Below are 26,301 nucleotides of genomic sequence, written 5' to 3'. Positions count from 1 at the left end.
AATGACCTCTAAATCCTCAAAATCTCCGTCTGAAGATCCATTTCGACTTGATCTTGATGAGGGTACTGTGGCTGGCTTATCGAGCGCACCTTCGGCTGGCTCAGTTGGTCGAGACGATTGAGCAAAGAGTATGAACGCTTACCGGCATCTTCTGAAGCGATGGTCTACATCTCGATGCTCCGCCTGATGGTCAGGCGGTTGGCGTAGCATTAGCTACCCGTTAGCACTTCTCATACAGCCTCTCAGTGCCTTTCTTGGTCAGGTCATATTTGTGTTCTGGTTATCATTTCACGGCTAGGCAGTCTTATGGGACTTATCACCATTACCTGACAGCCAACTGATGTCCTTTGTTAGTGTAACTGGCAGGTGACAATTAGCCCCATATTTCTTGTGTTGAAGATTATTTCCCCATCCAAACTACAGCCACGGATGTCACTCGGCCATTTTGCTGAAATTGCTTAGCAAAATGGCTGAAATTGATAGACCTTCAATTAATATAAATCACTTGCAGGTCAATACTTTTAGTGTTAAGACAGTTATCAGTATCAGTGCATTTAAAAAGGCTAGTAAGCTCCCTGTCATTTACCTATAGAAAATTTTATAGGATGTTGCGGTAAAGAGCTCATAGAGTTAAATGCCTTAGTCTTGTGTTTTTTTGAAAATTCAAGCATCTTTGACTTTTGAAGTATTTTCCAATACAGATTGAAATCCTGAAATCGTCTTTCTAAGTTCTAAGCTATGGTTTATAAAACTCTAAAGTCTGATGTGCTACGGCTATCTGTTGTTTCAGAAGATCAGACCATTGTAGAGTCTATCTCTCAGCTACTGCAGTGCTCTTCCTTTGAGCAAACAGAGCTACGATTCATTCAATCTTTGGAAGAGGCTATCACTCAGTCTTTTAAATCTCAGGCAGATATACTACTGCTAGATTTAGCAGTTCTGAAAGAACAGGCGTTAGAAATAAGCCAAAGTTTATTACCAGCTTTAGTAGAACTGCCATTATTAATTCTCTGTGATGCTGAGCAGTATACACAACAGTTCATCAATAGTACTGTCAAGACAGTCCTATTGAAAGAGACACTAAGCCCTATAACTTTGTCTCATGCGCTCCAACAGGTATTAGAACAGAAGCGAAGTCAACAACACTTGCAAGAGCAAATTCATCAGCTAAGTAGAAAAGTTAATCGTCTAGAGTGTGCTTTAGATAACGCTTTACTATCAGTGCACCAGCTCTATGAGAATACAGCTATCTTAGAAGGCATTTTAGATACAATTCCTGATGCAATTGTCTTTGCTGATTCAAAGCGCCGAGTTTGCAAAGTTAATCCAGCTTTTAGCCACATTTTTGAGTATTCAGCAGAGTCAGTTTTAGGTAATACAACTGAGCAGCTCTACGAAAGCTCAAGTAGATACTATCATCAGGAAAAGCAACGCTATAACATAGACGGTAACAGTCATATCAGTGTTTATGAAGAGTGCTATCGGCGGCAGGGAGGCGAAGTTTTTATTGGTAAAACGGTCGGTAGAGTTGTTAAAGATAGATTCGACTATCCATTAGGCTATCTTGGCATTATTCGTGATATCAGCAAGCATCGTGAGATTGAGCTAGCACTACAGCAAAGTGAGGCAATCAACCAGGCATTATTGCAGGTAGTGCCTGATCAATTACTATGGATGCGACAAGACGGCAGCTATCTTAAAGTAAAAGAACAGCTATTGACGGGCAAAGACGCTCTCCAAGTAGCTGAAGGAAATATCTATGACTATCTACCGTCAAGATTAGCTCAGCAACAACTGCACTACGTTAGGAGAGCCATACAGACAGGTGAATCTCAAATATATGAACAGCAAATTTATTGGGAACAGCGAGCATGTTATGAAAAGGTGCACATAGTACCTCACGATGCCGATAGCGCTCTTGTTGTAGTAAGAGATATCACTCAGCAAAAGCGCTTAGAGCAGCAGCTTTATGCAGAGAAGGAGTTAGCTCAAATAACGCTGCAGTCAATTGGTGATGCGGTGATTACAACAGATGCTCAAGGAATCATTACTTATCTTAATCCCATTGCTGAAGAGTTAACCGGCTGGCGTCAGCAAGACGCTCAAGGACTCGCTTTAGCAGAAGTTTTTATCATTCTCAATGAATACACCCGAGAACTCGTGCAATGCCCGGTTAATCTTGTATTGCAAAAAGGCATCGCTGCTAGTCTTGCTAAAAACACAATTTTAGTGGCCAAAGATGGTAGAGAACGCAGTATTGAAGACTCAGCAGCTCCGATTCGCAACGGTGAAGGGCAGATTGTGGGAACAATTTTAGTCTTTCATGATGTAACCGAAGCTCGGCAGCTTGCCAGTCAGCTTACCTGGCAGGCCAGTCATGACGAGATAACACAACTGATGAATCGCCGTCAGTTTGAACAAGAGCTAGCTGAGCTATTGCATACACCTCAGAAAGGGAGTAGCGTGCTGTGCTACCTCGACTTAGATCAGTTCAAGCTAGTTAATGATACCTGTAGTCATGCGGCAGGAGACGCACTGCTACGCCAAGTCTCAGATATCTTAGTCGGTCAAGTTCGTCTAACTGACACGGTAGCCCGCTTGGGCGGCGATGAGTTTGCTGTTCTATTGCATCAATGCTCGCTAGAGTTTGCCCGGCGAATTGCAAATTTAATGTGTCAATCGGTTCGAGAATTTCGCTTTGTCCATGGAGAGCGTTCTTTCTCGGTTAGCGTCAGCATCGGATTAGTTGAAATTACTCACACCAACCATAGTCTGGCAGAGGTATTAGCCGCAGCTGATGGAGCCTGCTATGCAGCTAAAGAAGCTGGGCGTAATCGCGTCCATGTTTACCGAGCCGATGACTTAAACCTATCGCACCAGCGTAATCAGCAACAGTGGTGTCTACAGATTGATAAAGCGCTCGAAGAAGACCGCTTTCAGCTCTATCACCAACCGATTGCTGCTGTTGACAATACGCAAGGGGAATACCACCACACTGAGCTGTTACTGCGACTATTAGACCAAGAGGGACAAACGATTCCGCCAGGAGCGTTCATTCCTGCAGCAGAGCGATATCACCGGATGCCTGCAGTTGACCAATGGGTTATTCAACGTTTCCTAACAGAAATGAGTCAGGTTAAAGTCAATTCTCAAATGCTCTACAACATCAACTTATCGGGTGCGAGTCTGAGCGATGAGCGTTTCTTACGCACTTTAAAGAAAAGATTAAAGCAGAGTAAGATTAATCCCGCCCAAATCTGCTTTGAAGTCACCGAAACAGCAGCTATTTCCAATCTCACGAGGGTCAGTGCCTTCATGAGCAGCCTTAAGCAGTTAGGATGTCAGTTTGCTTTAGATGACTTTGGCAGCGGTATGTCTTCCTTCGGCTATCTCAGACAACTACCAGTAGATTACATCAAAATCGATGGCAGCTTCATTCAAAAGATTGAAGACCCTATAAATAAGGCTATCGTCAAATCGATTTGCAGTGTTGGACAGGCAATGAATATTCAAATTATCGCCGAGTGGGTTGAAAGCAAGGAGATCTGTTCTCAGCTAAAAGAATTGGGGGTAAATTATGTACAAGGTTATGGCATTGCTAGACCACGCCTCTTGTCTAAGACTAAATCTTTTGATTAGTGACCTTTGAGACAAGAGCATTGATTTCAGCCTTATTACTTTTATTGGAAACACTTATGCTATCTCAAAACTGAGTGTGTAAATTATGGTCTAGGGGATCAAATCTGCCATTGACACATAGACTACCCTAAATCTGTTTACAGGTTAACTATTTCACTTGAATATTACCGATTTTAAGTATTTCTATACTATTGCATATTTTGTCAAGGATTTAGAGTTAATTAAACCCAAAATCTGCTCTTACTCTACCAAGCTTACCAAGTTTTACCTCCTACTCTCATAGGCAGATAATTTATCCTAATTCTATGACAATAGAAAAACTAGCAAAAGAGCTGAAGATTTCACACTGGTTTTATGATCGTCCTATCCATCAAAAACAGCTTATAGGATTATTCACTTCAGAAGTTATCTCTGTTTTAGGTTTAGTCAGTGTCGGAGCATTACTAATTATTCAAGGCGGTCGCAGCCAGTTATTGCAGCAAGCTGAATCTGAGCTAAAAGTTACTGAAATTAATTACAATATTAAAGTTGATCAAACTTTATCTAGCCTAGATAGCATTTCTGAAACCGAGGCTATCATTCGCGCAGCTTCAGAAAATATTTCAGAAGCTGCTATACGCAATATTAAAGTAGCTCTCATCAATGAATCTTGGAAATTGAACCTAGATTTTGTTGCACTCGTCAACCTACGACGGCAGTTAGTCACAGCAACAGGTATTAAAACACTTAATACTATTATCGATCCTAATGCGCTAGCTTCTCAAGCCTTCTCTACTGGACAATCAGTTTCCTCTACTGAATGGATTAGCTATGATACACTTGCAGCTATCAGTCCACGTGCTGCTCAACTGCGTGCTATAGAGTTAGGTGCTGAACCAAAAACAAAACCTAATTTTCTCGTCCGATATACAATCACACCTGTCCGTAAACCCAATAACGAAATAGTAGGTGCTTTAATCGCGGGGGATGTTGTCAAAGCACCAATCGTCACAGATACAGTCGAAGCCTTTGATGGTGGATATAGTGCTGTATACCTGACTTTTCGCGACGAATTTCATTTGGCTACCTCTCAATTGAGAACATCCAAAGAGCAGATTAAAAATGTTCAGCTCTCAAACAATAGACTCTTGCAAAAAGCAATTGCTGCTCAAGGAAGGGTAGTTACTGACTCAGCTAAAATTCAAGATCAAAGCTACATGGTTGCAGCCAAAGCTTTGTTCGATCATCAACAATCTCCAGTGGCTATTTTAGTCCGTGGTACCCCTAAGCACGCTCTCAATCAGCTCTTAAAAAACAATCTCATAACCCAGATAGGAGTAGCCATCTTAGCACTCGCGGCAGATATAATCCTAGCAGTCATGCTGACTCGTGCCATTGCAAATCCTATTAAAAAGCTACAACAGATTACTCAACAGTTTGCAGCAGGACATCTTACTACTCGCGCTGAAGGATTTGCTAATGATGAAGTTGGACAGTTAGCCGACGATTTTAACCAAATGGCTGATAGCATCGTAGAAACTCTTGGTTCTAAGAATAGAGTTGAAGACATGCTACGCCATACTTCGCTTCACGACTCCCTGACAGACTTACCAAACCGAGCTTTCTTTATGGAACGCTTAGAACACACAGTACAGTGGTCAGCACAGGTTAAAGGTCAGTTCGCAATTCTCTTTTGTGATCTTAATCGCTTCAAAATCATCAACGATAGCCTGGGCCATTTGATTGGAGATCAGTTGCTGATTGCAACTGCTCAGCGATTGAAGTCAGTTTTAAGAGCTAATGATATGTTAGCTCGCTTAGGCGGTGATGAATTTACTATCTTGGTAGATAATGTTCATGCCCTACCTGAGGCTATCGGTGTAGCTGAACGGATTAACCTAGCATTATCTAAGCCCTTCAATCTCAAAGGGCATGAAGTTTCAGTTGGCACAAGTATTGGTATAGCACTGAGCACTGAAAATAATCTCTCTGCTGAAATGCTGTTGCGTAATGCTGATATCGCTATGTATCAGGCTAAGCGTGAAAAGCAAAGCTATGCCATCTTCAACGTTAATATGCATGAGCAAGTAGTAACACGGCTCAAATTAGAAACAGATCTACAGCAAGCGCTCAGTCGTAGAGAACTTTCTTTGAACTATCAGCCGATTGTCTCCCTCTCTACCAGTAAGCTAATAGGTTTTGAGGCATTGCTTCGCTGGTATCATCCCGTATATGGAACTGTGGCCCCAGATCAGTTTATCTCTATTGCTGAAGATAATGGCTTGATTGTCGAGATTGAACAGTGGGTACTGTCACAAGCCTGTCAACAGCTTAAGGACTGGCAGCTTAGATTTCCTTCGTTCGCTGATTTGACAATGAGCGTTAATCTTTCTATCCAACATTTACAAGAATCAGCTTTGCCGTTGCAACTTGACCGTATTTTAGAACAAGCAAACCTAGCTAGTCATTTTCTCAGACTAGAAATTACCGAAAGTACTCTCATGGCCAATGCCCAAGTTGCAGAAGCTGTGCTCAATGAGCTAAGTATTCGGCACATTCAACTAAGCGTTGATGATTTTGGTACTGGCTATTCTTCTTTAAGCTACTTGCACCGCTTTCCATTACAAACTCTCAAGATTGACCGTTCTTTTGTAGAGCGTTTAGTAACTGAGGATGACAGCAAAGCTATTATTCAGTCAATTGTGACACTATCTCATAGCCTCAATATGAATGTTATTGCTGAGGGCATTGAAACTCATGCTCAGCTTCAACAGCTAATAGCATTAGGTTGTGAGTTAGGACAAGGATACTTTTTCTCAAAGCCATTAATAGCTAGCGCAGCAGAAACTTTTATTACTCAACAAAGCGCAGTAACCTCTCTGTCATCGCTGTAAATAGAGACTCAATGGTTAGCGAAAGGAAAAGACATTAATATCTGCTCAAACTTCGCACCCCTGCCTCAGTTCCGCCACCACGACTAAATTCTCATTAGTGAAGAATAGCCACTCAATAGCAGGTTTTAACGCTTCAGGCGGTAGGTTATGTGCTACCCGCGCAAAGGCTGAGTTTAACCGGCAAGCTGCCGCTGATTGGTCATGGTCGAGCCAGTTCGCCGCTAGCGCGTTCTGAGCAAAAAGGATGGCAGAACGCAGCGAGTAGTGTGGTTTATCAAAATAGACCATCTCTAGGTCGAGGATAGGTTCAACCACTTGGCTGAATTCAGCTAGCGAACTCTTAGCAAGGCTAATTCGGTCCTGGATCGTCAACATAGCTGGCTCCTCTCATTACGATATCAGTCTGCTTCGGTGACTTGGCAGCTCATTAAATCACGTCTTGAAGAGTCGGCATAGATCCAGTACCACTTTCGTATCCACCAGCTGATTCCCCACTGCCAACCGCTCTCCCGTTATCCAAGCTGCCTCCGGCTCAAACCGATAGATCCGGCGTGGCGAAGCACTCAGGTAGTCCGCTGCCGTCCGCTGCGGTGGCTCTCCATTCGCTCGCGCAAAAAGCTGCTGCATCACAGCCCCAACTCGCTCAGACGCTAGCTCTCCCCCATAGCCACTCAGATATACTCCCTGCCCTTTACCCTCACCTACGCTCGTGCTGTAGATAGCGATCGCTAGCCGCCCCTGATTTTGATACAGGTTCTGAGAATGCCTAGAGGCGATCGCCGATGACCAGTAGATATTCCAGGCGGCATCGTAGACAAAGAACACCGGCGAGGCCCAGGGAAAACCATCCGGTGAACAGGTCGAAAGCGTGCAGTAGAGCGTACTAGCAATAATTCGTTCTGCCCGCTCCAGCAGTTCTGAGTTTTCGCCTTCTACTCTGCTAATCCAGCCATTGTCAGCCGTGGCAATCGTCATGACAGTTCCTCCTCGTCTGCAAAACCTTCTTCAGCACCGTAGCTTTTAAACCTGAGGTGCTGGCAGCTTCAGCGTGCCAAACTTCGGTGACCAAAACTCGCCTCGGCTCTCAAAGAAAGCCACTTCTTTGCACTTACCGCGTCGATTCTCTAGCAGCGAACAGCGCAGCATCACCTTGGCCTGACCGTTCTTCTGGTAGCGATAGCGCTCTAGCAAAGCGCCGCAGACCGGGCAGGGAGAATCCGTAAAGTTCTCCGGCGTAGTAGCCTGCTGCTGCGCGTAAGGCAGCTCGTAGCGTTTGGCCTTGCCGTTCCAAAACATCACGGTGCTGCAGCTAGCGCATTTGAGGAAGTGCTTGGCTTTGAGCTTCTTGGAATGAGAGGGAATCTTGTCCATAAGCTGACTACAGGTAGGGCACTGAGTCTTGCTGGGCTTGGCATTACTCGGCTTTATCTGACTCACCTGCGGTTTAGAAGCCTGAGACGTCGCTGGAGGTGAGGGAGCAGGCAAAGACTTAGCTGGCAGCTCTAGCGATCGCAGTTGCTGCTGTGCTCGCGCGATCGCCGGGGCAAAGTAGCTCTGGTGCCAGCCAATCAGATACGACTGCCACTCTTGCTCACCAGCGGCGATCGCATCTAAGGCCGTCTCCATCTGGGCGGTGAACTCCGGCTGAATGAGGTCTGGCAGTAACTTGCCCAACGCCGCATCTAGCTCCAAGCCTAGCGGGGTCGGCGTCAGCTTGCCTTTGACTCGCTCAAGGTACTGCCGCTGCTTTAGCGTTTTGATCGTCGGCGCGTAGGTGCTGGGACGACCAATGCCTTTTTGCTCCATCAGCTTCACGAGCTGCGGCTCGCTGTAGCGCGGCGGGGGCTGTGTTTGCTTGGCATCAGCTTGGGCCTGCTGCAGCGTAAGCGTTTGACCCTGAGTGAGCGCTGGCAGCACGGTGTCGGCGCTGAGGTTGTTCCAGTAGTAGGTGTAGCCCGCAAACGCTAGTACCTGACCTCTAGCTTCCCAGTAGGCTTCACCTGACTGGGTGACCACGCGCGTTCTCCGCAGCCGAGCAGCGGCACACTGAGAGGCCACAGTTCGATACCAAATCAGTTCGTAGAGACTAGCGTCTGCTGCCGGGAGTTCTCGCTGTAGAGCCTCTGGCAGGCGGCTGACATCCGTTGGACGAATCGCTTCGTGGGCTGCCTGCGCGCCTTTCACTGCCCGGTGTCGGGTACGCTTGGAGGGCAAATTGTCTGGGTCATGCTGCTGCAGATACTGCCGCACCGACTCGCAGAAAGGGGCTGAGAGTGCTACGGAGTCGGTACGCATGTAGGTAATATGGCCTTTCTCGTAGAGAGACTGTGCCACTTTCATCGTCTGCTCTGGGCTGAAACGCAGCTTTGACCCAGCCGCCTGCTGCAAGGTCGAGGTGACAAACGGCGGCGGCGGTGACTGCTGCACCTGTTTGCCTTCAATCTGCACAACCTGATGCGGCTGACTGCGGGCGATCGCCACTAGTTCATCGGCCCGCTGTTTTGAGGTCACTCGCTCTGACTCTGGCGCTACACTTTGGCCCTTGGCGACAGCTGTCTCTTGAGCTGATTTCTGAGATCTTTGCTGTGGCTGAGGGCGACTGCGATAGAACGCTTTGAAGCCTTCCTGGTATCTCACCCAAACGCTCCAGTAGTCCTGTGGCTCAAATGTCTGAATCGCTCGCTCGCGATCGCACAGCAGATGTAGCGTCGCACTTTGCACCCGCCCCATCGACTTGGCCCCGTTGTTCAGCGGCCAGACCACATGACGGCTACCTTTGTAGCCCACCAGCTTATCGAGGCAGTCACGCGCCCGGCCTGCAGCAATGAGGTGTTCATCTAAGCAGCGGGGACGGGCGATCGCCGCTCGCACCGCTTGAGGGGTAATCTCGCTGTAGACCACACGCTGTGGGTTCCGTAGCCGCAGGGCTTGCTGTAGGTGCCAGCCAATCGTTTCCCCTTCTCGGTCGGGGTCGGTGGCGATATAAACCCGCTCAGCTTGCTTGACCGCCTGGCGCAGCTCAGAAAGCACTTTCTTCGAGCGGGCATCGCGGGGCTGGTAGCGGCACTCAATGGCCGTTGCGCCTAGCTCAAAGCCCAGGGCATCTTCACCATCGTTAGTTAGCTCGCGAATGTGGCCCATACTCGCCTTGATCACCCAGCCAGCTCCTAGAATTTGGCCCAGCTTTTTCACTTTACCGGGGCTTTCAATCAGCAACAGATTGCTCACAGCGTCACCTCTGACTACAAAAGCCTCACTTTACGCTACTGCTATAGTACATTTGAATTTAAGAATCCAGAGATCCAGTACAATCGTCAGGCAACAACACTCTTATGGCTCCCTCACACTGACTGAGTGCCTGTTATAGCGTCGATAGCGATCGCCATTTTCTATGCCCCGACAAACCTCACTGCTGCCGGATGAAGATAACTACTTCGCCTTGCTCAACGAGCTAAAAAGCCGCATCCGTTCAGCCCAAATCAAAGCGGCGATCGCCGTTAACCGAGAACTGGTGCTGCTTTATTGGCATATCGGCCAAGAAATTCTCATGCGACAACAGCAAGAAGGATAGGGTAGCAAAGTCATTGACCGTCTTTTCAAAGAACTCAGACAAGAATTTCGTGCAATCAAAGGCTTCTCATCGCGCAATCTTGAATACATAGGGAGTTTTAGCCACAGCCTACCCAAAAAGCAACTTGTGCTACAGCTTGTAGCACAAGTTCTCTTGAGTCACAACCTCATAAAAGTGAAGTGAGCTGAGCTAACTAAATCAATCAATACAAAATCATTCTAGGAGTATCTAGTGGGCTTTCTCGACTACTTCCGAAACAACAATTCTGAAGCCATTCAGGGCAATCTGCTCGGCCCAACGGAATCAACCGATATTGTCATTGACAATACTGACCCCTCTCAGCGTCTAGCTTATGAACGACTGCACAGTCTTATCCAGCAGCGTGGTGGACGTAAACGCACTCACGCCTTCGTCAATGCTGAGGCACTGCGCATTCTTCTTGGTGAGGAACCAGACGAACTCTATGACGCTCTTGGTGTACCTCAAAGCAAACGCGAACGTCTACCGACATCCGCTCAGGAAGCTTTAATGGCAGGCAACATTGCAGCTTTCTATGCCATTCTCGAAAAGAATGCTCAAGGACATGAGCAGATACTCAGAGCTTCTAAGCAAGGTTTCCATCGCGCCAAAGGCATCTTTCCGTGGAACAGATAGGTACAATAGAGCCATGCTAAAACTTCAGTCCCTTAGGCAAGAAGCTTACGGTAGTTGGGAGACCATCTGCTGCTCTAGAGGTGTTTATAATCCTCTACCCTATGCTCATGAAGTCTCAGAATCAGAAGCTAAGCAGTTCCCCTTCACAAATGCCGCTTTCAAATCTGAAGTCCGCCAACGTTTTGGCGACTTGCGTCGACGCTCTACTTGGGAAGCTGCCGCAATTTGGTTGCTTGCTCAGGCCATCGCTCAAGCTCATCTCGAACCCTATGAAATTGTTGGCTTCATGGTTTCGGCTGACTATGATCCCAATGATCCCATTCGACAGCACTACGGCCAGCAGGTCATCGAAGCCATGATGACCTTCCCAGGCATCGTAGAGCTAATCCGCTCCGGCCTTGAGCAAATCTACCGCGATAACTACACCGAAGAACGTCAGCTCGTTGAGCAGTTCATCGCTCAAGGCAATCAACTTCCAGGTCTCGATGCGCTGCCAACCGCGATCGCCGCTTAACTTTGCTCAATCCCTAGTAGAAACTCCTCAAAAATGTCAAAGGGGTCAAGTCAATGGATAATGCCAACTCGTTGGATATGCTAGAGCGCCATCCCGATAAGGTCAGCGGAGCCTGGGTCTTCAAAGGCACCCGCGTTCCAGTATCCGCTCTGTTCGAGAATCTCAAAGATGGAGCTTCCATTGATCAGTTTTTGGAATGGTTTCCAGGAGTAACCCGTTCCCAAGTAGAAGCGCTTTTAGACTATGAACTGACTTTGTTAGAGCAAACCGCTAGTTGATGAAGATTCTCTTTGATCAGGGAACACCTGTGCCGCTGCGTCGCTATCTAACTAGCCATACAGTCGATACCGCTTATGAACGCGGTTGGGGCAAACTCTCCAACGGTAATTTGCTCACCAAAGCTGAGCAAGAAGGATATGAGCTTTTGATCACCACCGATCGCAATCTCCGCTATGAACAAAACCTGACCAATTGTAAAATTGCTATCGCTGTCTTGATGTCTACCTCATGGCCACGAATCAAACAGCAAACTGTCCGTATTCAAGCGGTGATTGATGCCATTCAGCCAGGAAGCTACCAAGAAATCACAATTGAATAGCCTTCTTTCCAGATAGCGCTCGATTAGGCAGACAGTTTAGCAGTAGATAACAACAGCTGTCTCAGCAAGCTGGAACTGAATCTCTTATTCCTCAATCTGTTTAAGATGGATGTGCTTGTAGCCCAGCTTCAGATCGAACTCATCACCCGGCTTCAGCTTCAGTTCCTGCGTGTAGGCAGAACCAATCACAATCTGACCGTTCTGATGCACCGTCAGGCGGTACGTTGCTTCTCGGCCTCGGCCATCTGACTTCGGCCCTAGATTGAGCCCTTTGGCTGCCAGCAGTGCTTCGTAGAATGACTCAAAATTCACCCGCACGCGATCGCTTTTGGTCTGGCTGGTGTAGCCACAAGCCTGAGCAATTTCGCGTCTGGAAAGGTGGGAAAGTTCTTGCGCTTTCTGTAGCAGCGCTTTGCCGGTCAATGGTTTAGATTGCCTCGTCATTCTCGCTCCAATTTCGGGTAATACTCAAATACATCGACTGTTCTAGCTTTACCTTATCCTTTAGGGCAGCTAGGCTATCACCCTGACACTACCGCAGACGCCGCTCAAGTTCCCTGGAATAAGATTGGGGTTGAGGATACGCTGGCTCAAACGCTGTTTGGCTCCGATTCTGATAACGAGGCATAGGCTATAACACCCGCGTATAAGACAGAAAGATTACTAGCATAGCATCTAGAAATTGCTGGTCAAAAACATTGTCCATAACAAATGTTTTGTTTTTTGATGTATCTAGCAATAACCTTGTGCTTAGCTCAAATAGCTGTATCGATATAGTATACGCATCATCTTAGATTTCTCTAATAACTTTATTCTTAAATAATAAGGATTTTAACTATAATTATTGAAAGAGATATAGATTCCTCAACCACAGCATGATACTGGTCAAACTGATTGCTATTGGATTCGCTATCTATGCAGCCTATGCTTATTATCAAGGACGCAGAAGTAGAGTGCCAATCGCTCTGACTGTATCAGGTGCAGCCTTTGCCTTTTGGTTTTCCAGAGTTGTGATCAACTGGATTGAAAGCTTTCAATCTTAGGCGAAACTAAAGCTGCCTAGAACCTTTAGAGCAATCCCAGCTGCAGCATAAATGATGCAGCGGTTCCTAAACATCCTTTTCAATTCACGCGGCCTAATGCCGCGCTTAGTATTAACGGCTTCATATAGATAAGCTAGCGAAATTGCCATGCAGACAATCTCACCTAAGTCGAAAGTAAAAGAATGATTTTCGCTTACAGGTAAAAGCAGCGGTAATGTTGCATAAACTACCGCAATCACAACTAACGCCAGCAGAAAAGTTTTATCGTTCATCAATCACTATCCCAGCTCCATACCTTTGTCTTGTTCGCGGTTTCTTGATGGCGCTTGAGGCGGTTGTCCCCTCAATTCTTGCGGTGACTTGGCCCCCAACTTCATCCAGCGGCGGCGATCGCCTTCAGTCAAATCTGACACCTTGAGAATTTCGTTGCCATCAGCAACCACACCACCGCCGGTTCGTTTGTTGGTGACGCTAATCAGGCTATCTTTCTGCTTGACCTGATAGATTCTGCCATCAGCTTGAAGAGTGCCCTCCTGGTCTTGATGAGCTAAGCCCACCTGTAAAGCAGACTGAACAAAACGCCGCGCATTAGCCGCAACAACCTGGCCCAGCCCGGCCTGAGCATCAAATTCAGCGCGGTCGCTTCGCATCTGTTTGGCTGCTGTCTGATGCAAGCTGTTCACTTCTCCGGTTTTGACGGCTTTACCGAGCTGCGTAATCTGCTCTAAATCCTCTTCAGAGCGGCCCAAGGCTCTCGCTGACTTATACCAGTCACGCAGTTCCTCGACTGTAACTGCTTCCGAGTCATCGAGTAATTCAGCCATCTCCTCATCCAGCAGCTCATCAGCACTGGCGATCGCTTCCTGGACAAACTCACTGGCCGGGACTTCTTCTTCGACTGACTCAGCTTTGGCCCCGGTTGGCTGACTCATCTCCTGCTCAACAGCGGCGATCGCGCTCATCAGGTTTTCACGCTGGGCCTCTGGCAGGGCTTGGGCATCGGAGCGCAGTTGCGCCAGCGTTTGCTGATAGTCAAAGGCTTCAGCTTCAGTAACCAGTTCACTGGCCTCTCCCGGCGGTGGCTCCGGCTCAGTTAGTTCTTGACTCGTAGTCTCTGAAGTAGTCTGTTCTGGTGCAGCAACGACTTCTGCCTCTGGATCCGGCTGCTGCATGGCCCTAGCCGCTGCTGCAAAGCCCTGCTCCCTAATGTTCTGAGCAAAGATGCCTGCAAACGAGCGATCTCGGTTTCGCGCCTCACCAAAAGGCCCGCTTACAGCAGTCTCAGCTAAACTCAAGCTGCCCTCATCTGACAGGTTGAAGACCATCTCTGAATCGATAAAAGCATCCCCGTTCTCAACCAGCGTGTGATACAGCAGGAGCTGGTCATCATGGCGCTCAATGTTCAGCGGAATGTATGGCTCGTTCTCGACCTTGAGATAAAACTCTTCATCGGCCATCACTGCCTCAGAAAGGCCAGCTTCTTCGAGAAACTTACCGACCTGTTTCTCGGCCTTACCTCGCTGCTGCTTCCACCCACCGATACGAGGAGTTTCCTCTGATTCTGGCGGCACTGCTGCTTCGGGTTCCGGTTGTACTGGTTTTGTCTTTCCCGGAGAGCGCATAGGCTGTGCATCCTCTTGCTGGCTGCTCTCTGTCAATGCTTCCAGTTCGTCTCTGTAACCGCTGACGCTAAATTCTGGCTCCTGCCCTTGCAGCGCTCTATCGGCTTGCTCGGCAAAATCTGGCACATCCACCCACACATCCTGAGGGGAATCGCCTTCTCCAGATACGTCATAGCCGACTTGCACCTGTACGCGATCTCCCTCGATGCGGATGTCATCTGGCAGAAATAGCTCATATTCGCCATCAGTCACACTGGTATCTAGTGCATCAGCCTCTGCATTAAAGCCTGGATCGACCTGAAAGCTTAACCCTCTTCCCTGGCTGACAGCTTCTCTAACTTCCTCAACCTTGCCCTCAAGACTCGCTAAATCAGCATCCGCTGACTCAGTTGACTCATTCAGTTCCAATTCTGACCGTCGCCGTTGACTGAGTGTTTTATCGGCTTGCTCTGCAAAGTCTGGAACATCAATCCACACATACTCCAGGGTCTCACCCGACGCATCGTAACCCACTTCTACCTGAACTTGGTCGCCCTCGATGCGAATATCATCGGAGTCGAATAACTCAAAGTTTTCCCGGCCCTCTTCATCAGTAGTCAGGCTGGTATATAGCTCATCTGCCTCAGCGTCAAATCCTGGATCAATCTGGAAATTGAACTTTGTTCCCTGCTCAACCGCTGCTTTCACCTCTTCAACCTTGGCCTCTAACTCGGCTGAGTCACGCTGTTCTGGCGCTGTTTTCGTAGTTTCTGTCTGGGGCTGCTCTGGTTCTGGCTGCGAACCTGCCGTATCGTCAACGGCTAGTGACTCTGGCTCAGCTTGCTCCACTTTGTTAGGTTCTGATTCCGGCTCCGCTTCGTCAGGCTCCGGTACTGAATCAGGAGACAATTCGGCTGGGCGATCGCCCGCTATCTCGTCACCTGCTACCGGCTCATCTAAAGCCTCTGACTCGCTGTTGGTTTCCTCTGGCTCCTGAAAAGCCGCTTCTAGGCGATCGCGGAAATTATCTAAATTTGCTAGGTCTACAGATGGCGGTAGACCTGCCTTTTCAACTACATCCTCTACTGAATCTGACCAGGTGAACTCAGGAATCTTTTCACCGACTAGCTCTCGTGCCTGCTCTAAATGCGTAACTGCTTCTAGACGCTCATTACGACCGTTCTGAATGTAGCTGACGACATCCTCTAGCTGGTCGGCTGAGAACTTCGCTTCCATCCGATCGCTAATCGAATAGAACTCATCACCCATCGCCTCTATCAATCCTTCATCAAGGATGATGCCTTTCTGCTTCTTACCTGTTTGCAGCACATAATCACCCTCCTGCTGTTTAAGCGTCATCTGCTCGTCAGCGGTTTTGACGATGCCCTCACCACTTGTGATTTCCATGAACTGACGCACGTTGTGCGGCGCTGGTAGCTCAACTGGCGTTTCAGACAGCTCACGCTCCATATCGTAGCCCTTGGGCAAGAGCAGCATCGGCTCAATCTCACCGCCTGACTTAGTGGCGTTGATGATGCTGCCCTTGTTGCCGTACTGCTCAGCGGCTCTCAGCAAGTTGCCGGTCAGCGCTTGCCTCACTTCCCGCTCGCCTGACTGACGCTCATCAAATTGGGGCATCACCTCTTTGCCCGTCATCGTCTTTTCAACAGCGGTTACATCAACTGACCCCATCCGGTCGCTGTTGAGCTTGGAGAGCGGTATCGGCACCTCCCGGTTTGAATCGGCAATCGAAACGCTCATCTGCCACTTGGAAGCCGCCACCGGATTCGAGTCACCAAAGCTGTTTTGAGACTCATCTGAACCATACAGCATCGCCTCTAGAGAGCGGCCCCGCTTGCTGATATCACTCACTGCTCCATAGAAGATGCGACCGTTATCGGTGGCTAATCTGACCGTTTGGCCCAGGCGGTAGCGCTTGAACTGGGTGAGCTGGGTTTTCTGTTTCTCAACCCGCTTGGTTTCTTTATCAAAGGCCGCTTGGCGCTTCTCCGGGTCTTGGTAGCGTTGCCCAATCTTGGCCCGCTGCTGCTCCATATACTTCTCTGCTGCTTTGTCTGCTTGCTCTAGCAGGTTGCTGGAAAACGCCTGAGAACGCTCATCGACGGCCTCAAAATCATGGTCTTCGACTGACTCAACCGGCTCCAAGTCCAGCTTGCCGCGCACCTCATTAATCACCTCTAGCTGCGTCTTCGGCCTGCTCTGAGACTTGACATCCATCACTTCGACCTGAACGCCCTTACTGAAGGCTGAACGCCCATCCTTGGGCGGCACAATTTCAGCCTGAGCCAAAGAGCGAGCATCGAGGTCTACTGCTTCGGCTTCCAGTGGGTTATTGCCCAGCGCTTTCTGCTGCTCCACAAATGAGCTGTATTCTTCCTCCAGTAGCTTGTAAAAGGATTCCTGCTCATCAATTGGCAGCAGCGGTAAGCGTCCGGTCACCTTGGCGATCGCTCCCTCCTCAACACTCTCTAAGTCACCCGCACCTTCTGAAGAAACCTTGATTGGATAATCTAGCTTTTCATTGATTTCGGGATACTCGCTGAGGATCTGCTCAGCGACCGCATCGCCGTAGCGGTTGAAGAAGTCAGGAATTTCGGAGGTGTCAAAACCCGCATTCTTATCGGCGGTCGTGTTGGCGTTGAGCGAAGCCATCTTCTTCTCTAGCAGCGCGGCTGGCCGCTTTTCGTCTGGGGTATCCCCCATTAGCAGCGTGATGCGTGGCGGCACGACCTGGCCGGTGCGATGGGCACGGCCCAAGGTCTGCATGAAGTCATTGATGTTGCGCTCAGCTTGACCCACAATCATGTGACGGCGGCGTTGGTCGGCAAATTTTTCAGAAGCATGGAGTGAGATACCCGTGGCCCCAGAGCGATTGAGCAGAATCACATCGCTCTTACCGCTGTTAAAGCGATCTGTCGCTCTGACCTTGCCCGCTTTGCTCGTCTCCCGGCCACTACGCCGCCTGTACGTGGCGTTGCCGTCACTATCGTACTCAAGCCGCGCTTTGCGGCCCGTAATCTCCCCCATGCTGTAGCCCGCATCTTCTACCCGCTGCTTGATGTGGTCGATAGGGGAGACGGGGAAATCTAGCTCGGTTTCCTCAATCAACGCTTCTGCTGCTTCAAAGGCCGCGACCGCATCCGGCCCCAACTCGGCATCACTGAGCGGTCTGCGGGTGGTGGTGCCGTCATAGTCTTTCTCCAGTACATCCCGGCTGCGTTCCAGGTAGCGCGTCAGGATATCGCTGAAGTCAGCCGTAAACTCATCCCCAGGGGCAATATCGTTCTCATCGGCGTAGTTCTCGATGAAGCTGCCCATCGTGTTAGAGACTGTCAGAATCGGCTTTTCACCTTGCTCTAGAGAGGCGATCGCTTCATCGGCCATCTGATCTGCTTTTCGCGCTAAGAGGGATTGATCGATGACGTTGTGCATCAGCGCGGTGAAATTGACCGATGATGCACCGGCTTTACCGATAGAAGTGTCTTTGCCGACCTTCTTGGCATCAGCTTTGAGAGACTTGTCCAAATCCTTCAGCGCATCTTGCTTGTGGCGGTCAAACTCCAGAATCTTGCCCATAATCTGACCCAGGCGGTCAGTCGAGTCTCTATCGACCGCTACCGTGTCGATGCCAAAATCAACCCCTTCATAGGTGCGCTCCCGACGAATGTAGAAACCATCTTCAGCGAGCGTATTGGTTGATGCCTGCTGCAAGGGGATGCCGCCTTTTTCCAGTGCCCCCTGCAAAGCTTCGACTGAACCGAGGGCATCGCGCATCCCAGAGCGGCGACCGTAGAGATCCATCACGTCAGGCCGTTTGACAGCCGTGGCTGATGAGAAGGTGACGCCATCTGCCTTATCCACCAGATCACGAGCAAACTCAGCCCGGTTGGGTGGCTGGCCCACTTTTTTCCACTGCCCCTGAGCACTACCGCCCGCTTCATGGGCCTCATCCATCACGATGATTGACTGCGGCGCTATCATCTCCAGAAACTCGCGGCGCGGCGTGTTCTTGCCCTGCACTGTCTGCATTTGTGAGTAGGTGGTAAATACACCGTCGTACTCATCCTCCGGTGACAGCCCCCCTTGCTGAATCAAGCGATCTAGTTCAGCCGCATGGCTATTGGGCGATGTCTTCAACGTGCGACCATCAGGTAGCGGGACTGTTTCTTTGCTATTAGTGATAAAAGGCTTAAAGTCCTTGACACCGATATCATCCAGGTCACGAATCATATCCGCGTATAAACCTGAATCACGGGTGACGAAAACAGGGGTGCGATCTGTCTCTTTGGCATAGCGCAGCATCGCCGCCATCTGCCGACCTTTGCCTACACCCGTCTGGTCACCCACCAGCGAACCGTCACCATGCTCTAGATTATCGATCGCCAGCGCCACCCCATCGACCTGCTCTGCTGCCAGCACCTCATGCATGGACTCGACAGAGGGATAGTTCAGCTTGCGGGCAGCATACTCATCGATGTCTCCCACCCGGCCTTCAAGATTGTCTAGAGCCGTTTGCACTGCGCTGGAGAGGTTCCGGGGAATCAGCGTTTCTAGGCTTTGCCCTTTACTGCGCGGTTTGTAGGGCACCTGGCCGCTTAGCTGCTCTTTCTTTGGCTCTGCCATCGCTGTTTCCTCCTGCTCTATTGCGGTTTTCTCTAATCCTGTTTGCCGAAGAAGATTAGCCACTCTTCCAGGTTCTGATACTGAACCGTCTCGCTCGCTTCTGAGTCCTTTGCCAGCACCAGCGGATACTCCGGGTCTATCTCCTGATTCCAAATCGTCCTCAGCCAGGGACTCTCGGTGATTGCCGTTGCCCAGTTCTCCGGCGTCTCTTGCCCTGGGCGCGGCATCCCGAAGTCCGGCACCCGGTCGGCTATCAGCCGTTGCCGGATCATCTGATAAACGGCCTCCAGCGGCTCCTGCAAATCCTCGGCCCACTGCCGGATCATCCACGTTAGGCGATCGGCTAGCAGACGCTTGTACTCCTGATAGCTGCCTATCTCGCTCTGATTGTCCGGGGCGATTACCGCGAAGAAGCTGTCCAGCCGCGTCAAGAGAATTCCTGCCTCTATCTGCTGACTCGGCTCCCAGCCCTGTGGGTTCTCGTAATACGGAAACGTTGGCATCTAAGACCTCCTTGAGTTCTGCGTAGCTCTGATACAGCCGGGGCACATCGGCTGCTGGCAGACGCCGCTGCGACTTACCGCGCCCCTCAATCTGAATCACATCAATCGGAAAACCGGCTCCTTGGCGATTGTAGAGAGAACCCTCCACTGTGAAGTGGTCAGTGACGTTGTAGTTGTCGTAGAGATTTTTGTAGAAGCCTCGGTTCTGCTGCGTGTTGTATTCGTCCGAGCGATGGGCTTCTGAACCCTTCTCTCCGCCAATAATTAGCACCGCGCTGCCATCGTCTTTCATCGCCTCAAGCGATCGCCAGGCAATGACATGATCTAGCTGTGAGCTGTTGATAGGGGTCGCCTCTGCGCCAATGGTGAAGCGCTCAGCTCTACCCTCTTTGCGACGACGACCAAAGGGCGGATTCGCAATCACCACATCCTGACTGCGCGGCTCTGGGCGGTAGCTGGTCGCATCGTTCTGAGTAACGCGGTAGCCCTGTCGCCGCAGGTCAGCCGCTCGGTTATCATCCAGCTCATTCACCATTGCCTTCTCTGGATTGGTTTCTAGTAACAGCGCCCCATGTCCGGCTGTCGGCTCGTAGACGCTGGTTTCGCTGTCAATGCCAGCGAGCTGTGAACCCAGGTAGGCAATCGGCATCGGCGTGCTGTACTGCTGGCGCAGAATCGAGGTCGATGAACGGGTACCCAGGCGCGGCTGTCGCTGGTAGAGGTCTACCAGTTGCTCAAACGTCTCAACAGGCGATGATCGCCCTTGCTGAACGATTTGACAGCCCGCTCTGACCAACCCCTGCTCGATGGCTTCCTCGGTCGCCTTAGCTAAAGCATTACCGCTTGTGACGCGCTCTCCCAGCACCTCAGAAGCCACCTGCCGCGCCTGGACGATACTCTCAAAGCGATCGCCTGCGAGCAAACGCTCCTGGAACGTACTGACAAGCTGACCTTGTTGCTCCTCGCTTAAAGCCATCGCTCAGCTACGAAATTGCCTGGAAGTACACAGGGGCCGGTTCATCATCGAAGTGAACCGTTAGAAGACCTGAGCTGCGGCGAACAGAGCGCTCTAACACAATCTCACCGTCTTCAATCCGTAGAATCTGCCGCCCGTTCCAGTAGAACGACAAAATCTCCGGCTCCAGTTCTAGGAGTTTCTGGATAAAGGGATGCATTACGCTGCTGCCTCGACCGGCTCAGACGGCTGCGGGTCACTATCCTCACTGTCATCATTGACAATGTTGAGCACGATGCGATCCACTTCCATTTGCACACCCGCACGCGGAGAGTTATCCGTGCTCGTAATGTAAGGAGACACTCCCATTGGCCCGATAGCCGTGATTAAGCTGCCGGTCTTCAGGTACGGCAATACGCCCCAGGTGCTAGAGCTTTCCCAGATGGATAAACGGATGCGGAAGCTCTCGTCACTCGTCGGCTGTTCGGCATAGATAGTCACTTCTGCTACCTGAGTCTCCTTGCCACTGCGAGTCGTCACCGATTTGATCTCCGGCTCGGCGGCAATGTTTCCAGCGATGGTTAGGACGTTAAGATTGCGGGTACTCATGCTCTTTTCTCCTGTTCTACTTCAACTTGTGATTTAGGCAGTCACGGCCTGGTTCAATTCGCCATACTCAGGACTCCAGTAGCCTTCATCGGTCTCGAAGAAGGCTACCTCTGGGCAGCTCGCTTGCCCCTTATCGTGGCAACGCAGCATCGATTTGATGGCTCCGTCTTTTGGGTAGAAATGCTTCTCCAGGGATCCCTGGCATATGGGACAAGGAGCCTCTGTTAGCTCATCGTCTGGAATGTTGCTCTCGCCTAGCTCCCCGTACTCGGGACTCCACCAAGCCCCTCTAGACTCAAAAAACGCTACATCCGAGCACTTATCTTTCGCCTGCTCTTGCAACTCTTCAGTGTTGACGCAGTGGCAACGCAATAAGGTCTTGAGTTGCCCATCCTTCTGATAAGAGTAGGTTTCGAGTTGCCCGCTGCAGACTGGGCATTGAAAATCAGTTAGCTCGCTTGCATTTTGCTGATTCATATCGGCATATTCCTCTTGAACAACGACCTGCGCTGTTGTCAGCGCGGGCTGAAAATACTCGCTATTCCACTGGCACAGATATCGCTGCCAGTCTTTCTCTCCCTCTGAGATCGCATCTAGAGCCGCTTCCATCTCGGCAGTGAAGTCGCTGCTGAGCAGGTCGGGCACGGTGGCTGCTAGCACCCGGTAGGTTTCCATCCCCAGCTTGCTAGGGGCAAGTTTTCGCTTAGAAATATGCACGTACTTACGGCTCTTGAGCGTCTGCACCGTAGCCGCAAACGTTGACGGTCTGCCTACTCCCAGCTTTTCTAAAGTCTGCACGAGCTGGGCCTCACTGTAGCGCGGCGGCGGTGAGGTTTTACGCCGCTCTGACTTGCTCTGGGCCAGCTCTAGTGCCTGACCTTCTTTAATCTCTGGTAATGCCTCATCACCCTTGAGGTTGTTCCAGTAGCGGGCATAGCCCTCAAATTCAACTATCTGGCCCTTAGCCTCCCAGTACACACCACCGGACTCACTCACAATGCGAGTTTTGGCAATCCGCGCATGACGGCAGCACGCGGCGATCGCTCGGTGCCAGATTAGGCTATAGAGCTGATACTGCTTTTCCGATAACGCCTGACGAACGCTATCTGGATGAATGTCTAAGTACGTTGGACGGATAGCTTCGTGGGCCTCTTGTGCCCCTTTCTTAGCCCGGTATGAGGCTGTCTGCTCCGGTATGTTCTCCGCATCATTCACCTCTAACCACCCTTTAGCCGTGGCCTTGAACTCATTTGAGAGCACTGGGGCATCAGTGCGGTGATAGGTAATCAAAGACTTACGGCCCTGCGGCAGATCTAAGCCTTCAAAGAGCTGTTGGGCCACCCTCATCACCTGACCTGTTGAAAAACCTAGCTTGCTACCTGCCGCCTGCTGCAAGGTCGAAGTCGTAAAGGGAGCTGGTGGCTTGCGATGAGTGGTACGCTGCTCTACCGACACCACCTGATGGGCAGATTTTTGGGCGATCTTCACCAGACGCTCAGCATCCGCTTCTTGCCAGATTCGCCGCCCCTCGACAGCGGGCAACTCATCAGCAGTTGTGGCATCGTCATCAGCTTCGGCTGCATCACCCTCCTCAGCTTGCTCAGTGCCCAGGAAGTAGGCTTTGAAGCCTGCCTGATAGCGCACCCACACTGACCAGTACGGCTCTGGCGTAAAGTCCTGGCGCTCTTTCTCACGACGGCAAACTATTGCCAGCGCCGCTGACTGTACCCGGCCCGCACTCTTACCCCCGCTGGAGTTCCACAGCAGCGGTGATACCTTGTAGCCCACTAGCTTATCTAAGACCTGCCTAGCTCTAGCCGCATCGGCTAAATCCTGGTCTAGTGACTGGGCAGCGTTGGCGATCGCCTGGGTGACGGCTTTCTCCGATATCTCCGAGTAGCGTACCCGGCGCAGCTTGCTCTCTGGTAAGTGGAGCTGCTGAGCCAGATGCCAACCGATTGATTCACCTTCTCGGTCGGGGTCAGTGGCAATGCACACCTGCTCTGACTGTTTTGCCAGCTTGCGCAGCTTAGAGAGTACCTGTTTGCCTCGCTTACCTCTGGGCACATAGCGCGGCTCTACGCCTTGCCTTGTGATGGCAAAGCCTAGATTATCTTCGCCATCGTTCGCCAGCTCCGTGATGTGACCGAAGCTCGCCTCTACCCGCCAATCGCGGCCCAGAAAACCCTGAATCGTTTTGCGTTTAGAAGGCGATTCTAGAATAAGTAATTTCATAGCTCTAGCCCTGACTCATCCTGCTTTTGTTGCAATTGTTGGCGCTGGTTTTCCTGCTGCTGAACAGCGATCTCTTCCATCTTTTCGGCAGACTGATTCATCCGCTCTTGGTCTGCAGACGTTATTCCCTCAGCCTTGAGTACCTCACCCGCCTGAGTAACCAAAGAGCCGCCTGTCTCCTGGTTCTGGAGCACCCGTACATCACCCGCTTGAGTCGCTGAGTAGGTGTTGCCTTCGATGACATCCGTGCTACCTACCGTCTGAGTTTTGCCTGCTGCTTTGGCCGCATCCATGAAGCGCTCGGTCGATTGCGCTACTGATTGCGCTACGGGATCAGCCGGAGAGCTAGGCTCATCGGCTGATGTCGTTACCGTGGCTGGCTCATCCGGTGAGGGTTGGCTCGAACTCTCGGCTTCTGCAGTCACCTCAACTTGCCCCTGCTCACGCTGCTTATCGGCTGCGAAAAGGAGCTTTTTCTGACCGTCAGACGGCTCGTTGCCATAAATCTGTTCTCCAGCCCGGATTTTGGCTGCCGCTGCTGCTAAGTCAGTATCGCCACCTGCGCCCATCTCATCGGTGTATTGCTCTTTGAGCTGGTTGAGCATCCGACCATATTGGCGGGCTTGTTCTCCGCTTGATTGTTCTGCCATCTGCTTGAACCCAACACGTCAAGTCATGCCGCACTCGGCCTGAGTGCGGCTCATCAGCATCATTCAGTTATGCGCGGCTTTGGCCTGTGTGGCTTTATGGGCCTGAAACTGTGACTCTAGCTCGGCTAAGCGGCTCTTGAGATTCTCCACCCAGCCTTGCGTAATCGGCTGTACGATACTGCCGAAAACCTTATCTTCCTCGCGGTCGCCATCAAGGTATTGCAGCATCACATTTGCCCTAGCCGGAACTGGAATTTTAGCCACTCTCTTAACGCGGGCAAAGCGCATCTGATGATTTTCATAGACACGTACCAAAGAATCGACAATCACCCCGTTCCTCAGCTTGCCGCTATTCTGAGCAGGCTCAGCTTGAGCGCTGATTGACCCATTGACTGAAGGCTCGAAGATATCCCTGATGTCATCGAAGCGATCCTTCATGTCTTCCAGCCAGCCCCGTGTCACGGGCTGCACAATATTGCCGAAAACCTTTTCCTGATTCCCACCCTCTAGCTCGTCAAGATACTGCACCGTCACGTTTGGCCCTATGCCGGGTCTGCTCACTACATGCAGAACTCTGGCAAAGCGCATTTCATGCTCCCTATAGATCCGCACAAAAGACCCGGCTCGAACACCGTTCTTTAGCCTGCCGCTCTTTTGAGGCTTAGCTTGAACGGTAGATTGGCTCGCTAACTGCTGCGTAGTCATGAGGTTTCCTCCTTTTTTTGATAGTTCACTACAGCTCTAGGTCAGGAGCTGGCCGCTGTTGGCGGCGCTGCTCCTGTTGCTCCTGCTGCTGTAGCTGCTCAACACTCACCTGGCCGTACTTGTGCCAGGCTTCTTGGTCGGCAGGCGTCAAGCCCCTGGCTCGTTCTACGCCACCTGCCTCATCGCCAACTGCAATACTTTGGGTTGCTTGATTCTTCACCGTCACCACACCAGCTCGACTAAGGCTGGCAATGTAGCGCTCGTTGACGGCTCGAACTTCGTCCAAACTCTCATCGATAACCCCAGCGGCGATCGCTGTATCTAAGAAACGACGGGCATTGCCTAGAATGTCCTGAGCCATATCATCCTGACTCGCTGTTTCATCTGATGCTTCACCACTGGCTTCTGCTTCTCGCTTAGGTGGCTCTGAAAAAGCGATCGCTGACTCTACCGGCTGCTGGTCTTCCGACTGCTCTAGCTGGGCTATCTCTTCCTCTACCTGCTCGATACCGCTATCACCTGAGCTATCGCTGTTAGCTGCCGCTGTACTGGAAAGCTGAGGGGACAGCTCTATTGCAGGCGATCGCTCTATACCTGACTGCTGACCTGTTAGCTGCTGCGCAGCCCGATTTAAGGTTTCCTGCTCGTCAGTCATTGGCGCGTAGGTTGGCAGGTCAGCCTGCCGCTGCCGGGTCGATACGACCTGCCAAGCATCACCAGGGCTAACGCCTTGCTGAGTCAAGGTATCAACACCTTGCCGTAGCCGCTCACGCTGAACGTTCGTGAGATCGGCTAAAGCACTAGGCAAATGGATATCAGCTCTAGAGGCCATTAGTAACTAACAACTGCTTCATTGACAACAACCCAATCTGCGCCCTGATAGCAGAGCGTGTATTGAGTAATCTCTGTTTCAGTCGGCTCAGCATTAATTAGCAAACAAGGATAGCCGTCGCTAGTGCGCTCTGAGAAGTGAAGTGTGGGTACCCCTCCAGGCAATCTGGAAGGCAAGTAACGATTGAAGATTCTATTACCCTCGCTGTCATAGATGACATGCAATGTGCCCAAGCGACCCGTTAATAAAGGGGAATTAAAATCAACCAACAGCAATTCATCTGACTGAAAGACTTGCATTGCTTCCAAAATGGCATCTATATCGGCTGACTCGGATGAATTCTCTTCAACAATTTCTCTGGCTCTTTCTTCTGAAATAACTGAAGTGGCACTTTGCCAATTCAAGCCATCAGAAGCCCCAGCCGATGAACAGCCTAAAAGAAACAGAGACGATACCAATAGAAATAAGCCAAAGCCTAAATAGGAATACTTCACTAGCTTTCCTGTCCATTCAGGTAGCTCGATGTCTTCTTTCTCCTGATATCTCTGGTTCTTTTCGTTAATGTCAAGACTCATTAGTTTTGCTCCAAAGACACACCTAGCTGCTCAATCGCTTTCACTTCTTCAGGAAATAGCTCTATAGAACTGTAAGCATCTATAAACTCCTCTCTTCCTA

19 protein-coding genes and 2 pseudogenes are annotated in these 26,301 nt (G+C 50.4%); 8 read left to right on the top strand and 13 right to left on the bottom strand.

Translation table 11 applies throughout. From position 1 onward, the window contains the following. Positions 1-72: 72 nt before the first annotated feature. From QJQ48_RS20800 to QJQ48_RS20790, 3 genes and pseudogenes are all read left to right on the top strand, one after another. A pseudogene (locus QJQ48_RS20800) lies at positions 73-207 on the top strand (transposase); the annotation flags it as partial. 531 nt (positions 208-738) lie between these two features. Further along, the gene (locus tag QJQ48_RS20795) at positions 739-3,639 is read left to right on the top strand and encodes an EAL domain-containing protein (RefSeq protein ID WP_346293172.1); all 2,901 of its coding nucleotides are present in this window, start codon (positions 739-741) and stop codon (positions 3,637-3,639) included. Positions 3,640-3,944: 305 nt separating this feature from the next. Further along, the gene (locus tag QJQ48_RS20790) at positions 3,945-6,512 is read left to right on the top strand and encodes a bifunctional diguanylate cyclase/phosphodiesterase (RefSeq protein WP_346293171.1); all 2,568 of its coding nucleotides are present in this window, start codon (positions 3,945-3,947) and stop codon (positions 6,510-6,512) included. Positions 6,513-6,557: 45 nt separating this feature from the next. Here the strand turns inward: QJQ48_RS20790 and QJQ48_RS20785 are convergent, their stop codons facing one another. Genes QJQ48_RS20785 through topA (QJQ48_RS20775) form a run of 3 tightly spaced genes read right to left on the bottom strand, consistent with a single transcriptional unit; the run spans position 6,558 to position 9,740 of the window. After that, positions 6,558-6,887 (bottom strand): hypothetical protein, encoded by a 330-nt coding sequence (locus QJQ48_RS20785; RefSeq protein ID WP_346293170.1) that lies wholly within the window; start codon positions 6,885-6,887, stop codon positions 6,558-6,560. Positions 6,888-6,944: 57 nt separating this feature from the next. Next, a complete protein-coding gene (locus QJQ48_RS20780; protein WP_346293169.1) occupies positions 6,945-7,487 on the bottom strand; it encodes a pyridoxamine 5'-phosphate oxidase family protein in 543 nt (180 codons plus the stop codon). Positions 7,488-7,532: 45 nt separating this feature from the next. Beyond that, on the bottom strand, positions 7,533-9,740 hold the full coding sequence (gene topA / locus QJQ48_RS20775; protein WP_346293168.1) for a type I DNA topoisomerase: 2,208 nt from the start codon (positions 9,738-9,740) through the stop codon (positions 7,533-7,535). A 163-nt stretch (positions 9,741-9,903) separates the two neighbouring features. On the opposite strand from topA (QJQ48_RS20775), the pseudogene QJQ48_RS20770 reads away from it, so the two are divergent. From QJQ48_RS20770 to QJQ48_RS20750, 5 genes and pseudogenes are all read left to right on the top strand, one after another. Further along, positions 9,904-10,266 (top strand): annotated as a pseudogene (locus tag QJQ48_RS20770) (DUF1016 N-terminal domain-containing protein). Positions 10,267-10,314: 48 nt separating this feature from the next. After that, a complete protein-coding gene (locus QJQ48_RS20765; protein WP_346293167.1) occupies positions 10,315-10,737 on the top strand; it encodes a hypothetical protein in 423 nt (140 codons plus the stop codon). A 190-nt stretch (positions 10,738-10,927) separates the two neighbouring features. Continuing rightward, the gene (locus QJQ48_RS20760) at positions 10,928-11,251 is read left to right on the top strand and encodes a hypothetical protein (protein WP_346293166.1); all 324 of its coding nucleotides are present in this window, start codon (positions 10,928-10,930) and stop codon (positions 11,249-11,251) included. 53 nt (positions 11,252-11,304) lie between these two features. After that, complete coding sequence (locus QJQ48_RS20755; protein WP_346293165.1) at positions 11,305-11,529, top strand: DUF433 domain-containing protein; 225 nt, start codon at positions 11,305-11,307, stop codon at positions 11,527-11,529. Beyond that, complete coding sequence (locus QJQ48_RS20750) at positions 11,529-11,849, top strand: hypothetical protein (RefSeq protein WP_346293164.1); 321 nt, start codon at positions 11,529-11,531, stop codon at positions 11,847-11,849. The genes QJQ48_RS20755 and QJQ48_RS20750 overlap by 1 nt, the downstream gene beginning before the upstream one ends. Before the next feature lie 84 nt (positions 11,850-11,933). Here the strand turns inward: QJQ48_RS20750 and QJQ48_RS20745 are convergent, their stop codons facing one another. From QJQ48_RS20745 to QJQ48_RS20700, 10 genes are all read right to left on the bottom strand, one after another. After that, on the bottom strand, positions 11,934-12,293 hold the full coding sequence (locus tag QJQ48_RS20745) for an AbrB family transcriptional regulator (protein WP_346293163.1): 360 nt from the start codon (positions 12,291-12,293) through the stop codon (positions 11,934-11,936). A gap of 595 nt (positions 12,294-12,888) precedes the next feature. Further along, a complete protein-coding gene (locus QJQ48_RS20740; RefSeq protein WP_346293162.1) occupies positions 12,889-13,164 on the bottom strand; it encodes a hypothetical protein in 276 nt (91 codons plus the stop codon). Between the two features lie 6 nt (positions 13,165-13,170). Beyond that, positions 13,171-20,616 carry a strawberry notch C-terminal domain-containing protein gene (locus QJQ48_RS20735; RefSeq protein WP_346293161.1) on the bottom strand — a complete coding sequence of 2,482 codons (7,446 nt, stop codon included), beginning with the start codon at positions 20,614-20,616 and terminating at the stop codon, positions 13,171-13,173. Positions 20,617-20,623: 7 nt separating this feature from the next. After that, positions 20,624-20,815 carry a hypothetical protein gene (locus tag QJQ48_RS20730; protein ID WP_346293160.1) on the bottom strand — a complete coding sequence of 64 codons (192 nt, stop codon included), beginning with the start codon at positions 20,813-20,815 and terminating at the stop codon, positions 20,624-20,626. Then, positions 20,815-21,204 (bottom strand): single-stranded DNA-binding protein, encoded by a 390-nt coding sequence (locus QJQ48_RS20725; protein ID WP_346293159.1) that lies wholly within the window; start codon positions 21,202-21,204, stop codon positions 20,815-20,817. The genes QJQ48_RS20730 and QJQ48_RS20725 overlap by 1 nt, the downstream gene beginning before the upstream one ends. A 33-nt stretch (positions 21,205-21,237) precedes the next feature. Continuing rightward, positions 21,238-23,439: a type I DNA topoisomerase gene (gene topA / locus QJQ48_RS20720; RefSeq protein WP_346293158.1), complete on the bottom strand. Its 2,202-nt coding sequence runs from the start codon at positions 23,437-23,439 to the stop codon at positions 21,238-21,240. After that, complete coding sequence (locus QJQ48_RS20715) at positions 23,436-24,089, bottom strand: hypothetical protein (RefSeq protein ID WP_346293157.1); 654 nt, start codon at positions 24,087-24,089, stop codon at positions 23,436-23,438. Before QJQ48_RS20715 ends, topA (QJQ48_RS20720) begins: the two co-directional genes overlap by 4 nt. Positions 24,090-24,152: 63 nt before the next feature. Next, positions 24,153-24,794: a hypothetical protein gene (locus QJQ48_RS20710; protein WP_346293156.1), complete on the bottom strand. Its 642-nt coding sequence runs from the start codon at positions 24,792-24,794 to the stop codon at positions 24,153-24,155. A 28-nt stretch (positions 24,795-24,822) separates the two neighbouring features. Further along, the gene (locus QJQ48_RS20705; protein WP_346293155.1) at positions 24,823-25,626 is read right to left on the bottom strand and encodes a hypothetical protein; all 804 of its coding nucleotides are present in this window, start codon (positions 25,624-25,626) and stop codon (positions 24,823-24,825) included. Next, the gene (locus QJQ48_RS20700) at positions 25,626-26,201 is read right to left on the bottom strand and encodes a hypothetical protein (RefSeq protein WP_346293154.1); all 576 of its coding nucleotides are present in this window, start codon (positions 26,199-26,201) and stop codon (positions 25,626-25,628) included. The genes QJQ48_RS20705 and QJQ48_RS20700 overlap by 1 nt, the downstream gene beginning before the upstream one ends. Positions 26,202-26,301: the final 100 nt, after the last annotated feature.

Source organism: Sphaerothrix gracilis Ecp01 (assembly GCF_030405905.1).
GTDB lineage: Bacteria > Cyanobacteriota > Cyanobacteriia > Phormidesmidales > Phormidesmidaceae > Sphaerothrix > Sphaerothrix gracilis.
The sequence above is the reverse complement of the archived record's forward strand: the minus strand, read 5'-3'. Positions and strand labels throughout refer to the sequence as shown.

Excerpts from the sequence above, each read along its gene's own strand:
- QJQ48_RS20795 (WP_346293172.1), top strand. The coding sequence starts at position 739 with ATGGTTTATAAAACTCTAAAGTCTGATGTGCTACGGCTATCTGTTGTT.
- QJQ48_RS20790 (WP_346293171.1), top strand. The coding sequence starts at position 3,945 with ATGACAATAGAAAAACTAGCAAAAGAGCTGAAGATTTCACACTGGTTT.
- QJQ48_RS20785 (WP_346293170.1), bottom strand. The coding sequence starts at position 6,887 with ATGTTGACGATCCAGGACCGAATTAGCCTTGCTAAGAGTTCGCTAGCT.
- QJQ48_RS20780 (WP_346293169.1), bottom strand. The coding sequence starts at position 7,487 with ATGACGATTGCCACGGCTGACAATGGCTGGATTAGCAGAGTAGAAGGC.
- QJQ48_RS20755 (WP_346293165.1), top strand. The coding sequence starts at position 11,305 with ATGGATAATGCCAACTCGTTGGATATGCTAGAGCGCCATCCCGATAAG.
- QJQ48_RS20750 (WP_346293164.1), top strand. The coding sequence starts at position 11,529 with ATGAAGATTCTCTTTGATCAGGGAACACCTGTGCCGCTGCGTCGCTAT.
- QJQ48_RS20745 (WP_346293163.1), bottom strand. The coding sequence starts at position 12,293 with ATGACGAGGCAATCTAAACCATTGACCGGCAAAGCGCTGCTACAGAAA.
- QJQ48_RS20740 (WP_346293162.1), bottom strand. The coding sequence starts at position 13,164 with ATGAACGATAAAACTTTTCTGCTGGCGTTAGTTGTGATTGCGGTAGTT.
- QJQ48_RS20735 (WP_346293161.1), bottom strand. The coding sequence starts at position 20,616 with ATGGCTTTAAGCGAGGAGCAACAAGGTCAGCTTGTCAGTACGTTCCAG.
- QJQ48_RS20730 (WP_346293160.1), bottom strand. The coding sequence starts at position 20,815 with ATGCATCCCTTTATCCAGAAACTCCTAGAACTGGAGCCGGAGATTTTG.
- QJQ48_RS20725 (WP_346293159.1), bottom strand. The coding sequence starts at position 21,204 with ATGAGTACCCGCAATCTTAACGTCCTAACCATCGCTGGAAACATTGCC.
- topA (WP_346293158.1), bottom strand. The coding sequence starts at position 23,439 with ATGAAATTACTTATTCTAGAATCGCCTTCTAAACGCAAAACGATTCAG.
- QJQ48_RS20715 (WP_346293157.1), bottom strand. The coding sequence starts at position 24,089 with ATGGCAGAACAATCAAGCGGAGAACAAGCCCGCCAATATGGTCGGATG.
- QJQ48_RS20710 (WP_346293156.1), bottom strand. The coding sequence starts at position 24,794 with ATGACTACGCAGCAGTTAGCGAGCCAATCTACCGTTCAAGCTAAGCCT.
- QJQ48_RS20705 (WP_346293155.1), bottom strand. The coding sequence starts at position 25,626 with ATGGCCTCTAGAGCTGATATCCATTTGCCTAGTGCTTTAGCCGATCTC.
- QJQ48_RS20700 (WP_346293154.1), bottom strand. The coding sequence starts at position 26,201 with ATGAGTCTTGACATTAACGAAAAGAACCAGAGATATCAGGAGAAAGAA.